The 14,416-nt window shown below is 42.2% G+C and carries 9 protein-coding genes and 1 tRNA gene; 6 read left to right on the top strand and 4 right to left on the bottom strand.

All coding sequences use genetic code 11. From position 1 onward, the window contains the following. Positions 1 to 147: 147 nt before the first annotated feature. Genes F3059_RS05705 through F3059_RS05695 form a run of 3 tightly spaced genes read right to left on the bottom strand, consistent with a single transcriptional unit; the run spans position 148 to position 4,980 of the window. Positions 148 to 2,502, bottom strand: a complete 2,355-nt coding sequence (locus F3059_RS05705) for a M1 family metallopeptidase (protein ID WP_170265060.1) — start codon at positions 2,500 to 2,502, stop codon at positions 148 to 150. Then, positions 2,489 to 3,652 (bottom strand): diaminopimelate decarboxylase, encoded by a 1,164-nt coding sequence (gene lysA / locus F3059_RS05700; RefSeq protein WP_151167169.1) that lies wholly within the window; start codon positions 3,650 to 3,652, stop codon positions 2,489 to 2,491. Before lysA ends, F3059_RS05705 begins: the two co-directional genes overlap by 14 nt. After that, positions 3,649 to 4,980 carry an aspartate kinase gene (locus F3059_RS05695; protein ID WP_151167168.1) on the bottom strand — a complete coding sequence of 444 codons (1,332 nt, stop codon included), beginning with the start codon at positions 4,978 to 4,980 and terminating at the stop codon, positions 3,649 to 3,651. The genes lysA and F3059_RS05695 overlap by 4 nt, the downstream gene beginning before the upstream one ends. A gap of 126 nt (positions 4,981 to 5,106) precedes the next feature. On the opposite strand from F3059_RS05695, the gene gldF reads away from it, so the two are divergent. The 5 genes from gldF to F3059_RS05670 all read left to right on the top strand — a co-directional run bounded on the left by gldF (position 5,107) and on the right by F3059_RS05670 (position 10,027). Next, positions 5,107 to 5,838 carry a gliding motility-associated ABC transporter permease subunit GldF gene (gene gldF / locus F3059_RS05690; protein ID WP_151167167.1) on the top strand — a complete coding sequence of 244 codons (732 nt, stop codon included), beginning with the start codon at positions 5,107 to 5,109 and terminating at the stop codon, positions 5,836 to 5,838. A gap of 2 nt (positions 5,839 to 5,840) precedes the next feature. Continuing rightward, positions 5,841 to 7,553 (top strand): gliding motility-associated ABC transporter substrate-binding protein GldG, encoded by a 1,713-nt coding sequence (gene gldG, locus F3059_RS05685; protein WP_151167166.1) that lies wholly within the window; start codon positions 5,841 to 5,843, stop codon positions 7,551 to 7,553. 3 nt (positions 7,554 to 7,556) lie between these two features. After that, complete coding sequence (locus F3059_RS05680; RefSeq protein ID WP_151167165.1) at positions 7,557 to 8,564, top strand: DUF4340 domain-containing protein; 1,008 nt, start codon at positions 7,557 to 7,559, stop codon at positions 8,562 to 8,564. Positions 8,565 to 8,682: 118 nt separating this feature from the next. Continuing rightward, positions 8,683 to 9,804 carry a DNA polymerase III subunit beta gene (dnaN, locus tag F3059_RS05675; RefSeq protein WP_151167164.1) on the top strand — a complete coding sequence of 374 codons (1,122 nt, stop codon included), beginning with the start codon at positions 8,683 to 8,685 and terminating at the stop codon, positions 9,802 to 9,804. Between the two features lie 146 nt (positions 9,805 to 9,950). Further along, positions 9,951 to 10,027, top strand: a tRNA-Arg gene (locus F3059_RS05670). Positions 10,028 to 10,067: 40 nt separating this feature from the next. Here F3059_RS05670 and F3059_RS05665 read toward each other — a convergent pair. Continuing rightward, positions 10,068 to 12,890 (bottom strand): sensor histidine kinase, encoded by a 2,823-nt coding sequence (locus F3059_RS05665; protein WP_151167163.1) that lies wholly within the window; start codon positions 12,888 to 12,890, stop codon positions 10,068 to 10,070. A 182-nt stretch (positions 12,891 to 13,072) separates the two neighbouring features. On the opposite strand from F3059_RS05665, the gene ffh reads away from it, so the two are divergent. Continuing rightward, the gene (gene ffh, locus F3059_RS05660) at positions 13,073 to 14,416 is read left to right on the top strand and encodes a signal recognition particle protein (RefSeq protein ID WP_151167162.1); all 1,344 of its coding nucleotides are present in this window, start codon (positions 13,073 to 13,075) and stop codon (positions 14,414 to 14,416) included.

The raw sequence follows: 14,416 nt of genomic DNA, 5'->3' as shown, positions 1-14,416 counted from the left end.
ACTTCCATTTTTATCAACAAAAAAGGAGTCACTCCGTGTGTGGAATGACTCCTCAATTGTTTAATCCTACTTTTAACTCAAAATGAGTCGCGATTTGAATTTTGCAAAATTAATGCTTTCAATGTGACTACCTATAAATTAAAGCAATTATTTCAAACAACGCTCTAACCTTTTAATTTTCAAACTATTGCTACTCAGCATAACTTTCTGCAAAAGTTCTTTTCTCGTGTCTTCATCAAGGTCTTTCAAGTACTGACAACCGCTGCTGCGCAAGCTCCTGTTGAAAGATTGAGCGGCATCCATCGCGTTGTCGATAACTTTTTCAGATTGGATATTTTTAGCCCTTAAAATCATCAAAGCTCTATTTCGCGTCACAAAATCATATCCCGGACCAGAATATTTTTCCATTTCGCTGATGAACTTTTCCTCAGTAATGTACTCTACCGAATGAGCCAAATGAAGCCAATCCATCCTGTACAAAAATTGGTGATCTGTTTTTAGTTCCTCCGTGATGCGCATGTAGGTTTCAGCATTCTCGCGATCTGCTTCAATTATTTTTTTCAGAGCTTCCCTGCGCAACTCATAGCTCGGTGCAATCAATTGAGTTTCGAGGAAACCCACATTAGTAACTTTACAGTTTTCCACATAAGCTTTGCGCACCTCTACAGATTCCTCTTTAACTAATTTCAATAAATCGTCAACCAACTCTTTATTCTCACTGACCATCGAAATGAGCTTGATTTTCACAAAATCAAATTCGCTCTTTTCAAAGAGTTTTTTCAACTCTTTATCGTAATCTGTGAGTTCCAAATTTCGCATCGCCTGCACAACGTCCATCGGATGGTTATCATTGAGCATCTGATTCAACCATTGTTCCTCTTTTTGTTGCTTATCTTCCTGCATCAGCAGTTTGTGCGCGTTATCCAGAATAAAATAATCCACATCTTTAACATCAAAAGAAAGTTCAACCGTGTCTTTTCTGGCATTAAAATCTATGCCCATTTCACGGTCAGATCCATCAACCGCGAACTTCATGTTCATCGGCAGGCGAAATGTTCCGAATGAATCGGGTTGTGTTTGCTCTAAAATGAGATATGATTTACCCCATTTTTTGGTGAGTTCGGCTCTGACCATTGGTTCTCCTCCTCTGTAAACCCACTGATCCCAGAACCAGTTCATCGGTTTTCCGGTAACATCGTAAACGGTTCTGAGGAAATCTTCAGAGCTCACCGTTTTGTGGGCGTAGCGTTTAAGGAACTCGGTGAGCGTTGTCCTAAAAGCGTCTTCGCCCAGTTCCTGGCGCAGCATTTCAATCACGATTGATGCTTTGAAATAGTGGCGCGCACTTCCCGCTCCACTGTGCGATATCGGCCTGATGTTCTTCTCACTGGCAGCAAAGCTCGCTGAACGATAAATATCTAATTGTTTGTAGTATTCATCTTTTCCAAAGAACTCGCCAAGCCAGTAATGATGGAAAAAAGTTGCAAAACCTTCGTGAATCCAGTGAGCTTCCGGACTTACTGATGTCACTAAATCGCCAAACCACTGGTGAGCAAATTCATGCGCATTGACATACACGAAGTTTTTATCATGGTATTGAAGGCTATCACAAACAAAAGTCTCAGCAAAAATGGTAGCCGTAGTATTTTCCATTCCTCCGTAAAGGTAATTTCGTGTTGGTACCATGCTGTAGCGATCCCACGGATAATCGACTCCCATGAAGTCGGTGATCACCTCTGTCATTTCTTTAGTTCCTTTGTAGGTGTAAGGAACCATATCTTCCTGACCTTTATAATACCACTGCGAAATTTCGAGTCCGCGTGCATTAGTAATCGTATCACTCTCGTAAGTTCCCGCAGCCAACATCAACAAATAACTGGAGTGTGGCTTTTCCATCTTGTAATGCCACGTTGTTTTATCGCCATCATCCTTTTTAGAAACCAGTTTCCCGTTGCTCAAGAGCGGATAGCCTTTTGGAAACTTCACGATCAACTCAGTCGTTTGCTTTTCAGCCATGTAATCAAAATGTGGGAGCCAGTGACGGTTGTCAATTCCCTGTCCCTGCGTCCAAATTTGACGAACATCGGCTGAGTCTTTCCAACCAACGAAATACAATCCTTTTTGCGGGTGAGCGCTGTAATCGACATACAATTTGAACATTCCGCCCGGCTGAATAGGGCTCTCTAATTTTATCGCTATTCCTTCGCGGTTTTGCGTGAAAGCTATAGAGTCGTTTTGGTCAGAACTCACACCCAAAACCGAAATATCGGGAGCATCCAGCCAAATAGAATCAGTTGGAATGGCCAGTGGTTCAATATCAAACGTAGCTCTTCCTTTCACCAAATGCTGATAAGGCATAATTTCAATATCGAGCTCAATGTGTTTGAAATCGACAAGTCGCTCACGCGGTTGTGCTTTTTCATCGTTCAAATAGCAAGTCCACTCCTGTGCCGTAACCGATTGGAAAAGACACAACGCAAAAAGAATATTAATCCATTTCATCATCTGACGTTAAAATTTTTAGAGGTCCGCGGAGGTTGTACTGGCTCGCCATTACTTCTCCGTAAGCACCTGAGGATCTGACCGAGATCAAATCGCCTCGTTTGGTTTTGGGTAAAGATACTTGTTTTCCAAAAGTATCTGATGTTTCACAAATGGGGCCCACCACATCGTACTTGTGATCGGGGTCGCCTTTTTGAGAAAGATTTTCAATCTTGTGAAAAGCCTGGTAAAGTGCAGGTCTTATCAGTTCACTCATCCCGCCATCTACAATGGCAAAAGAGCGCGAAATCCCTTTTTTGATATAGAGCACACGTGTTATGAACTCACCCATTTGAGCTACGATTGCCCTACCGAGTTCGAAATGCAGGCTCTGACCGTTTTCCAGGTTCAAAAACTGGTGGAAAATACGGAAGAAGTTCGCAAAATCAGGGATGAGTTTTTCATCCGGATTTTCGTAATCGATTCCGAGTCCGCCACCAACATTCACCCACTCTACTTTGAGTTTGTGATCGCGGAACCACTGCAAAAAGTCGTTCGCTTTGAGGCAGAGGTGCTTGAACGCACTCAACTCCGTGATCTGACTACCGATGTGAAAATGAATTCCTTTGAATGTCAAATTTTTCGATTTCTTGAGAAGAGCCAGCGTGCTGTCGAGATCGTTTGGATTTAACCCAAATTTATTCTCATTCAAACCAGTCGTGATGTAGTGATGCGTTTTGGCGTCCACATCCGGATTGAGACGAAGGGCGATGTTTGCGGTTTTATTCATCTCTTTTGCGAGCTCCTCGATCACTTCGAGTTCCTCGAGCGATTCAACATTGAAACAACCGATTTCATTTTCCAGCGCGTATTTAATCTCGCTATCGCTCTTACCTACTCCGGCAAACACGACTTTCTGCGGATCGAATCCCGCTTCCAGTGCACGTTTTACTTCTCCTCCACTCACACAATCAGCACCGTAACCGTGGTCGATCATTTCGGTGAGAACCTTGAAGTTCGCATTTGCCTTGAGCGCATAATGCATGTGATAGCCGTATTGATCCATTTCGTGATCGAGGGCTTTGAGCACCATGCGGAGTTTTTCCAAATCGTAAAAGTAAAAAGGCGTTTCCTGCTCTTTAAACCATTTTATCTGTTCGTTGCGCGTCATGATCTCCCGATTTCAAAAAGTGAATTAAGAGCAGTGAGCGCATCTTTTTTGTAGCGACTCTCCACTAAAAACGACACGTTGTTGTTGCTTCCTCCGTACGAAACCATGCGGAGCGGAATATTCTTGAGAGCTGTGAGAATTTGAGCTCCGTATCCGGCAGACTGAGCGAGGAAATCGCCCACCACACAAATAATCGTATGGTCTCTGTCAATCTCCACCGATCCGTATTTTTCAAGATCTTTCACGATAGCATCCAGATTTTCATCGTCATCAACGGTGAGTGAAACTGCCACTTCTGATGTCGTGATCAAATCGATCGGTTTTTTGTACCACTCAAATACTTCAAAAATGTGACGGAGGAATCCGTATGCGAGAAGCATTCTGCCACTCGTTATTTTGATTGCCGTAATACCATCTTTGGCTGCAACCGCTTTGATACGATCGCTCGATGATTTTTGGCTCACTATTGTTCCCTTTGCTCCCGGATTAAGGGTGCTTTTCAAGTAAACCGGAATATTGGCATCTTTAGCCGGGCGTACACTCGATGGGTGCAGAATTTTAGCTCCAAAATAAGCCAGCTCTGCTGCTTCATCAAATGACAATTCCTGGATTGGGCGTGTCGGTTTTACGATTCGCGGATCGTTGTTGTGCATCCCGTCAATATCAGTCCAAATCTGTATTTCTTCGGCTCTGATCGAAGCACCAATTAAAGATGCGGTATAGTCAGATCCTCCTCTTTGAAGATTATCCACCTCTCCGTAAGCATTTCGGCAAATGAAACCCTGCGTGATGAAGATGACTTTTTCATCGCTTTTATTCTCCTCGATCAATCGCTTGAGGTTGATATCAATGAAGTAGTAATCGGGTTCTTTGTTGTTATTGATGCGCATGAAGTCGAGTGCCGGCAATAGCTCTGCATTTACGCCCTGTTCATCACACAGTAGTTTGAACAGAGCCGTTGACATGAGCTCACCCTGAGCGAGCATCAACTTTTCTTCGTTGGCTGTGTAAACATCCTGCGCAAAAGAATTGATTACTTCAAAGTGTTTGGAAATAGTCTTCTCAGCCTCGCGTTTGACTTTTTCCTCCTTGTAGAGTTTTTGGATAAAGTCTTCGTAATGATTCTGCAATTTATCCAGTTCCCTGCTAAATTGCTCTTTGGCGTTTTCACGCAACAGCGAGTTGAGTTTCACCAGTGAATTTGTGGTGCCGCTAAGGGCCGATAGCACCACGATATTCGATTCGTCACTTTGCGAACTGATATCGAGCACCTGCCTCATCCGGTCCGGTTCTCCAACTGATGTACCTCCAAACTTGAGTACCTTCATTTTATCTTGTTAATTTGCCGCAAATATAATGGGGACTTTCACAATTTTTAAGACTTTGTGAAGTTGTTGTCATTCGAGGTAGTTGAGAAAATCTATTTTTGCTCGTCACTTAAAGAGAAACAGCGCATGCTAACATTGCTGAGAAAGGAAGTTGCAGCCTTCTTGAGTTCACTAATCGGTTACATCGTAATCGGTGTGTTTTTAATTACTATTTCCCTGTTCATGTGGGTTTTCCCCGGTTCATATAATGTAATGGACTCGGGATATGCCAACATCGATACATTATTCATCATCGCTCCGTGGGTTTTCATGTTTTTGGCTCCAGCAGTCACCATGCGGAGCTTTGCTGAAGAGCAGCGAACAGGTACCATCGAATTACTCATCACGAAACCGCTCAGCGATTTACAAATCATTTTATCCAAGTTTTTAGCCGGTTTCCTACTCGTTCTGTTTAGTCTGCTCCCAACACTTATCTATTATTTCTCGATTTACGAACTGGGCTCAACAGCGGGTAATATCGATACCGGAGCTGTAATCGGATCCTATATTGGTTTGTTGTTTTTAGCGGGCTGTTTTGTAGCAATAGGCATATTTGCGAGTTCTCTCAGTCAGAACCAGATCATCTCGTTCATCATAGCAATGTTCCTTTCATTCTTTTGTTATGTTGGATTTGAGCAAATAGCCAGTTTTGATTTGATGGGGAGTTTTGACAGTGTTATCATGAACCTGGGCATCAACGAGCATTACATCTCGATCAGCAGAGGGGTAATCGACTCAAGAGATCTCATCTATTTTTTGAGCCTGATAGCTGTCTTTATCATGCTCACTAAATTGCGTTTGGAAAGTAGAAAGTGGTAATTATGGCGAAGGATACAAGCAAACAAAATAAATCGAACCAGCGCAAACGCAATGATATCATTCAGTTTGTGTCGATTGTGGCTGCTATTGTGCTGTTGAATTACCTCGCCACAATGACGTTCACAAGGCTGGATCTGACCGAAGATAAACGCTACTCACTCACTGATGCTACAACAGAAAAACTGCAGGAACTTGAAGACATTGTTTTCATCAAAGTGTACCTGGAAGGTGATCTGCCGGCCGGCTATGAACGATTGCGCGATGCCACACAGGAAATGCTCGATGAGTTTAGAGCCTACGCAGGCGACAATATTCAGTACGAGTTCATCGATCCGTCAGCTAATCCCAATGAAGAAAAGCGGAAACAGTTTTATCAAAAGCTTTCTGACAAAGGCCTGGAATACACGAACGTTCGCGTCAATGAAGGCGACAAGCGCAGCGAGCAAATTATTTTCCCGGGTGCTATTGTTACTTACAGAGATCAGGAAGAAGCTGTTCAATTGCTTCAGAGCCAAATGCAAACCAAGCCTGAGGTGATGCTCAACAACTCGATTCAACAGCTCGAATACGAGTTGATGAGTAAGGTGAAGGTGATGACACAATACGCGAAAAAACGTGTTGGATTTGTCCGAGGACACGGAGAATTAGATGATCTCGAAACAGCTGATATCCAAAAATCACTGAGCGATTTCTACATCGTTGACTCGGTGCGAATTAATGGTCAGCTCGATGCACTTCAACTCCACGATGCTATCGTCATTGCCGGTCCTAAAGAGAAAATCAGCGAGAAAGATAAATACGTGATCGACCAGTTCATCATGAAAGGCGGAAAAGTAATGTGGTTTGTAGAACCTGTTACAGCTAGCATGGACAGTATTCGTAAAAAAGGCATTACACTTGGTGTTCCGCAAGATGTTAATCTGAGTGATCAGCTTTTCAAATACGGAGCTCGCATCAATTCAGACTTCCTCCTCGACTTGCAGGCAGTTCCTATTCCGGTTGTTACTGGAATGGTTGGAAATCAGCCCAAGCAGGAATTTTTCCCGTGGTATTACTATCCGCTCTTATTTCCGCAATCGCAACATCCTATTGTTCACAATCTGGATGCAATCAAGACACAGTTTGCGAGTAGCATTGATCTCGTTGGTGATACTGCTATCAAAAAGACACCACTACTCAGAACCTCAAAATACACGAAAGTTGCCAGTGCTCCGCATCGTGTGGCTCTGAATATCTTGCGTCACGAGCCCGATCAAAGACAGTACAACAACTCGCACCAAATTGTAGCAGCGCTGCTTGAAGGAGAATTTGAGAGCGTTTTCAAAAACAGACTCACACGAAAAATTACGGAGAATCCTGAATTCCGCTTCAAGGAGAAGAGTTTACCAACCAAAATGCTTGTAGTTTCTGATGCTGATATCATACGAAACAATGTGAACCGCAGTGAAGAAAAGTTCTTCACGCTGGGCTATGACAAGTACACGCGCAAAATATACGGGAACAAAGAATTTGTCCTCAACGCGATGAATTACCTCCTTGAAGATGACAACTTAATCACTGCCCGATCAAAAGATTTCAAGATGCGATTACTCGACAAACCACGAGTAGAAAGAGAAAGACGTTTTTGGCAAATTCTCAATACAGCTGCTCCTGTAATATTAATCTTGATTTTTGGAGTCATTCAGTTTTACATTCGCAAAAAACTATACACTTAGAGGATGAGAAGAAGAAACACCATCATTTCAATATTAGTTTTGGCACTCATTGCCGGAGTTGCCATCTATTTTTCTCAAAAAAATACGAGTTCAACGATCGTCAGCGACCAAACAGCTTTTGCCGTTGAGGATACCGGGAACATTACCAAGTTGTTTTTAGCCGATAAAAACGGCAACGATGTTACTCTTGAGAGAAAGGGAAATGACTGGATCGTTGACGGAGATTTTGAAGCGAGAGAATCTGGCGTGAATGTGCTGTTGAGTACGATAAATCAGTTGGCTGTTCAGGCACCTGTTTCCAAAAACAAATACGAAACGGTTCTGAAGAAAATCGCGAGTGAAGGAATCAAAGTTGAAATTTACAAAAACAACAATCACGACAAGCCTTTCAAAACGTTTTATGTGGGCTCCAGCAACATCGACCACACAGGAAACTACATGCTTTTGGAAAATGCGACTCGCCCTTACCTCATGCACGTTGAAGGATTTTACGGCTATCTGACTCCGCGTTTTATCGTGCGCTCAAACGACTGGCGCAAGAAACATATTTTCAAATACGCTTTTGGTGAAATCGCTGAAATCAGCACGAAATACCCAGATGAACCGCAAAAAGATTTCACCATTAAAAGCCTCGGCAACAACAATTTTGAATTGTATAACGGTCAGAGCCAAAAAGTCGAAAACATCGACAAACCGAAGCTCCTCAGCTACGTGAGCATGTTCAAGGAACGCAATTTCGAGAGCTTTGAAGAAATAGAAGCACAGAGTTTCCAGGACAGCGTGGCTGCACAAACTCCTGAAATGATCGTATCCGTGACAGATACAGCGGGAGAAAAAACGACAGTTAAAACATTCAAAAAGCGAATCGAAAACGGTGAAGACCTCGATGGTAACGAAATCGAATACGACCTGGACCGCTTTTACGCGACACTGAACGACTCCAACTTTATTGTTGTTCAGTACTTTGTGTTTGATCCGGTAACTGCAGAGTTGGATTATTTCAAAAAGTAACAACCGATTTACAGGTTGTTAATAAAATGTTCAATTCTTATTGATCTAAAAGTCAGTTAAACTGAGACCTTACTATAAATTTGCTCTTCTCTAAAAGAAACACAACAAAAACAGCTACATGAAATTCATCGTTTCAAGCAGTGCGTTGCTCAAACAATTGCAAACAATATCAGGAGTGCTGAACAGCAGCAATACGCTCCCAATTCTCGATAATTTTTTATTTGAAATCAAAGATCAGGATCTCACGATTTCAGCGAGTGATCTGGAAACAACATTGACAACCACTATTCAGCTCGAAAAAGCTGAAAAAGATGGTTTAATCGCTATTCCGGCCAAGTTGCTTCTCGACACTTTGAAAACGTTCCCTGACCAACCGCTCACTTTCACGATTGAAGAAGAGAGTTTCGGTATCGAGATCTCTTCTGACAACGGTAAATACAAACTGAGTGGTCAGGACGGTGAAGAGTTTCCAAAAGTTCCCGAAATCGAAGGAGCTAACAAATTGGAGCTCGAATCGGGTACGCTTTTTAACGCGATCGATAAAACGATTTTCGCCACAGGTAATGACGACCTGCGCCCCGTGATGAGCGGAGTTCTTTTCGAGCTCGGCAAAGAGAGCGCAACTTTTGTAGCAACTGACGCGCACAAGCTCGTTCGCTACCGCAGGAAAGATGTAAAAAGCAGTAAAGAGGCTTCTTTCATCATGCCTAAAAAGCCGCTCAACTTACTTAAAAATATCACTTCCGGAATCGACAGCAGCGTAGAGGTTCAGTACAACGAGACAAACGCTCACTTCAAAGTTGAGCACATTCAGCTCGTTTGTCGCCTCATCGATGGTAAATACCCGAATTACGATGCTGTAATTCCAAAAGAAAACCCGAATAAACTTACAATTGCTCGCCAGGAACTTCTCAATTCTGTGAAGCGTGTGAGTATCTTCTCGAACAAAACCACTCACCAGGTGCGTTTGAAAATGACGGGAAGTGAACTGAATATTTCTGCTGAGGATTTGGATTACTCAAACGAAGCAGTTGAACGATTGACCTGTAACTATGCAGGTGATGATATGCAAATCGGATTCAACTCGCGTTTCCTCCTCGAAATGCTCAACAATATTGAAACAGACCAGGTTAACATCGAGATGAGTGCACCAAACAGGGCTGGTATTCTACTCCCCGATAACTCAGACGATAACGAAGAAATTTTAATGCTTGTAATGCCGGTAATGCTAAATAATTAGTATATTTGGCTTACACTTTTTTGGTGTGTTGTAGGAGAGTTAATTTTGTCTTTTGGTCGAGACAAAATTACTAAGGTAAGGAAGCCGCTCAATCGAGCGGTTTTCTTTTTTTCTAAAAAGCATACTTTTGTCAAAATTCTTGAAACGGCCCTATAGCTCAACTGGATAGAGCGTCAGATTCCGGTTCTGAAGGTTGCAGGTTCGACTCCTGCTAGGGTCACCACTTTTACAGAACCCTAATAGATAAAGTTAAAAGAAAGCTTTCACTTAGCTGGCAACTGCACGATAAACCTGGTCCATTCACCTTTTTTGGATTCGGCTTTGATGGTTCCACCCAGTAATTCAGTGTATTTTTTACAGATTGCGAGACCCAATCCGCTTCCCTGGAACTTGCGGGCATAACCTGAGCTCTCCTGCTCAAACTCGTTGAAAATACGCGGTAAAAAGTCTTCTGATACGCCTATTCCGGTATCACTCACTGCAATCTGATAGAAAAGCTTTTTTCTTCTCGTTTTTTCAGAAATGGAAACCTTCACTTCACCGTCATCAGTGAATTTGATTGCGTTACCTATGAGGTTATTGAGGATCTGATCGATCATCGATTCATCACCTAAAACTTTAGCATCCTTGTTATGTGGCTCAAATGTGAGTTTGATATTCTTTTTTTGAGCCGGCATGGTGAACAGGTTCACATTGCTTTTCACAAAGTTATTCAGCTCGATTTCGTTAAGATCAAAATTACCCGATGAAGCCTCCATCTGGGAAAGATGCAGAATACTGTTAATCGTATTCAATAAGCGGGTTCCGCTCTCCCTGATCATTTCAGAATACTCCTTGAGCTGGCTGAGATCATCGGTTTCTTCAATTATCTCGGTCAGACCCAAAATACCGTTGATAGGGGTGCGTACTTCATGGCTCATGTTTGCCAAAAAGCTCGACTTGAGTTTGTTCATTTCCTCGGCTCGTTCCTTGGCTTCGATGAGCTCTTTCCTAATACCTTTCATTTCCGTAATATCACGAATAGCTCCGTTGTACACCATATTGCCTTCCTCATCGGTTCCGACCGAGCAATTTAAAAGTGCCCAAAAAGTTGATCCATCTCTCCTTTGGTACTTTATTTCACAGTTATTGAGATAGCCCTTTTGTTCGAGTTCATTGCGAAGAGTCTCACGATCATTACCATCAGCGTAAAACACGATTGTGCTAAAATCCTGCTTTTCAACTTCAGATAGATTTTCGACACCAAAAAGTCTCAAAAAAGCATCATTACAGTAGAGGAGTTTTTGATCGGGTGTGCTGCGGTAAATGCCTTCATTGATGTTTTGATTGATATTGTTGAGGAGTTGTTGTCTTTTTGACAACTCAATTTGTGCAACTTTACCATCGTGAATATTTTCGAGAGAGCCCACCATTCGCTTAGGCTCACCTTTGTTGTTGAAAACTGCCTGTCCGTTACTTCTTACCCAAATGTAATCACCATTATTATGTTTCACTCGATATTCAACACTGAATTCATCAATTTGTTTCTTAAAATACCGGGCGAGAGTTGCAATTACTTTGGGTTTATCATCTGGGTGCATAAACCCTTCTATCCCTTCGAATCCAGACTTCAATTCAAATGGCTCGTAACCCAGTATTTCAAAAAGTTGTGGTGACCAGTAATACCTTTCGGTTTTGATGTTCCAGTCCCAAATACCTACTCCCATCCCCTTAGCTGCGAGCTGAAAACGCTGTTCGCTTTTTTGAAGTCGTTGTTCCTGTTCAATCCTTTCGGTTATATCTGTAAATGTACCGATGATGCGAACAGGCCTGGAATCGCGATATTCCACAACCTGACCTCTATCCAGGATCCAGCGATGACTATCATCGTCTCCTTTCAACCGGTATTCATGAGAATAACGATCCTGTTGCCCTTTCAACAATTTCTCAAACTCACTGAAAACACGTCTTTTATCTTCCCTGTGAATGTGATTGAGCCAATCTTTTCGGTTAAACGGTTCTGATTGTTTATCATAACCGAGTATATCCACTAAAAAGCCGGTGTAAAAAACTTCATTACTGTCTAAATTCCATTCCCAAACAGCATCGCGCGAACTCTCCAGCGCAAATTGAAGCCTTTCCTGGCTTCTTTTCAGTCTCTCCCGATAATGAACTTCCTGAGTCATTTCAGTGAGCTCAACTGTTACAGCTCTCACACTTCCCTCTTCATCGAGAGCCGGGTTCATCGAAATGCGGTAGTATTTTCGTTCGTTTGGCCCGTAATCGAGAAAATCCTCATAAACCGTAAGCTCACTGGCTAAAGCGCGATTAAAATGATGCCAAAAATTTTCACTTTGAAGATCTGGCAAAAATTCTCCCAACACCTTCCCAATTGGATCTACTTTATTAGCGGCAACAAACTCATTTTTGGACTTTTCATTCAATGTGAGAATTCTGCCATTCTTATCGAGATAAAAGAATTTTTGACTCGTGTTATTCAACAAATCATTTTGCAAAATCTCACTTTCCCTCAATCGGTATTTTTTACTCACCTGATCAGTAACATCTTGCGCAATACCAACTGTTTTGGAAGGGAGTCCATTTTCATCTCTACTGTAAACAATTTCCCTTACAGAGAGCCAAACATAACTCCCATTAGCATGCTTTACCCGGTAGGAATACTCCATTTCTTCATCTTCCCCCAAACTCAATAATCTTGGAAAAAAACGAGCAAATACTTCAACATCATCAGGGTGAATCAATTCATTAAATCGTTCATCAATATTGAGCTCAGAATCAGAATACCCAAGAATATTATTGATTTGATTATTGATGTAAAAGCTCTTTTTCTTCTCCAAATCGTACATGAAAACGATTCCGGGTATTGTTTTGAGAATACTGTAAGCTATCCTGGGGTTGAGCAAAGACAATTCACCCTCATCAACATCAGATATTTGTTCGATGAGTTTACCCAACAGTTCGCTCTGGTCAATATTGCCATTTGAATCCTTCTCAATCTTTTCATACAAGTCATGAATCAGTTCAGAGTGACTCGTTAAAAAAGACAAAAGATCATCAACCAAATTTGTCTTTAAGGGGTTAGACATTTGTTTTCAGTGAGGTTTAAGTTTCCTACAAATGTAAAAATCAATTTCTTATATGCCACATCTCACCTCAAAATGCGCTTCATTACTACTTCTATCATATCCTTTAGTCTTTGAACAGGTAGTATTAGTAGATTAATGCTGTCATTTTTATACCTTTGTAGCCCTCAAAAACAGCAGACTCCATGTTTGAAAATTTACAGGATAAATTAGAGCGTTCGTTTAAAGTTTTAAAAGGTCACGGTCAGATCACAGAAGTGAACGTAGCCGAAACCATGAAGGAAGTCCGCAGGTCGTTACTCGATGCTGACGTCAACTTCAAGATCGCTAAAGATTTTACCAATAGAGTAAAAGATAAAGCACTGGGACGCGATGTTCTCAACACCGTTTCTCCCGGTCAGTTACTTGTAAAAATCACACACGAGGAGCTCACAGAGCTAATGGGTTCTGAACATGAAGAACTCGACCTCAGCGGAGATCCAGCTGTAATATTGATGGCCGGTTTACAGGGTTCCGGTAAAACAACTCACTCAGGTAAACTCGCTCATTTCCTCAAAAACAAAAAAGGGAAAAAACCATTACTCGTTGCCTGTGACGTTTACCGTCCCGCTGCGATAGACCAGTTGCATGTTGTGGGTGAACAGGTTGGAACTGAAGTTTACTCCAATAAAGAAGAAAAAGATCCGGTAAAAATCGCCAAAGATGCGGTTGAATACGCCAAGCAAAATGGCTTTAACGCTGTTATTGTCGATACAGCCGGCCGACTCGCCATTGACGAGGACATGATGAATGAGATTTCATCGCTCAAAGATGCACTCAATCCAAACGAAACGCTCTTTGTGGTTGATGCCATGACGGGTCAGGATGCTGTGAATACAGCAAAAGAATTCAACCAACGACTCGATTACGAAGGTGTTATTCTCACAAAATTAGATGGTGATACTCGCGGTGGTGCTGCGCTCTCGATCAGAGCCGTAGTTCAAAAACCGATCAAATTCATCGGTACGGGTGAGAAAATGGATGCGCTCACACCTTTCCATCCATCGAGGATGTCTGACAGAATCCTGGGAATGGGTGATGTTGTGTCACTCGTTGAACGCGCTCAGGAACAGTTCGATGCTGAACAGGCGAGAAAGCTGAACAAAAAAATCGCGAAGAATCAATTCGATTTCAACGATTTCCTTCAGCAACTTCAACAGATCAAAAAGATGGGTAACGTCAAAGATCTCGTTGGTATGATTCCCGGAATGGGTAAAGCTTTAAAAGATGTTGACGTTGACGATGATGCATTCTCAGGAATTGAAGCGATCATCCACTCTATGACACCTGAAGAACGCGAAAAACCACAAATCATCAACGGTAGCCGAAGAAACAGAATTGCGAAAGGATCGGGAACCTCAGTGCAGGAAGTAAACCGACTACTCAAGCAATTTGGCGAAACACGCAAAATGATGAAAATGATGGGGAACAAGCAGCAAATGGCCGGCTTGATGAACAAAATGAAGAATATCCCCGGAATGAAAATGTAA

Origin of the sequence: Salibacter halophilus, from assembly GCF_008806325.1 — a bacterium.
Lineage (GTDB): Bacteria > Bacteroidota > Bacteroidia > Flavobacteriales_G > Salibacteraceae > Salibacter > Salibacter halophilus.
Note: the sequence above shows the minus strand (reverse complement) of the source record. Positions and strands in the feature narration are given on the sequence as shown.

Excerpts from the sequence above, each read along its gene's own strand:
- F3059_RS05705 (WP_170265060.1), bottom strand. The coding sequence starts at position 2,502 with ATGAAATGGATTAATATTCTTTTTGCGTTGTGTCTTTTCCAATCGGTT.
- lysA (WP_151167169.1), bottom strand. The coding sequence starts at position 3,652 with ATGACGCGCAACGAACAGATAAAATGGTTTAAAGAGCAGGAAACGCCT.
- F3059_RS05695 (WP_151167168.1), bottom strand. The coding sequence starts at position 4,980 with ATGAAGGTACTCAAGTTTGGAGGTACATCAGTTGGAGAACCGGACCGG.
- gldF (WP_151167167.1), top strand. The coding sequence starts at position 5,107 with ATGCTAACATTGCTGAGAAAGGAAGTTGCAGCCTTCTTGAGTTCACTA.
- gldG (WP_151167166.1), top strand. The coding sequence starts at position 5,841 with ATGGCGAAGGATACAAGCAAACAAAATAAATCGAACCAGCGCAAACGC.
- F3059_RS05680 (WP_151167165.1), top strand. The coding sequence starts at position 7,557 with ATGAGAAGAAGAAACACCATCATTTCAATATTAGTTTTGGCACTCATT.
- dnaN (WP_151167164.1), top strand. The coding sequence starts at position 8,683 with ATGAAATTCATCGTTTCAAGCAGTGCGTTGCTCAAACAATTGCAAACA.
- F3059_RS05665 (WP_151167163.1), bottom strand. The coding sequence starts at position 12,890 with ATGTCTAACCCCTTAAAGACAAATTTGGTTGATGATCTTTTGTCTTTT.
- ffh (WP_151167162.1), top strand. The coding sequence starts at position 13,073 with ATGTTTGAAAATTTACAGGATAAATTAGAGCGTTCGTTTAAAGTTTTA.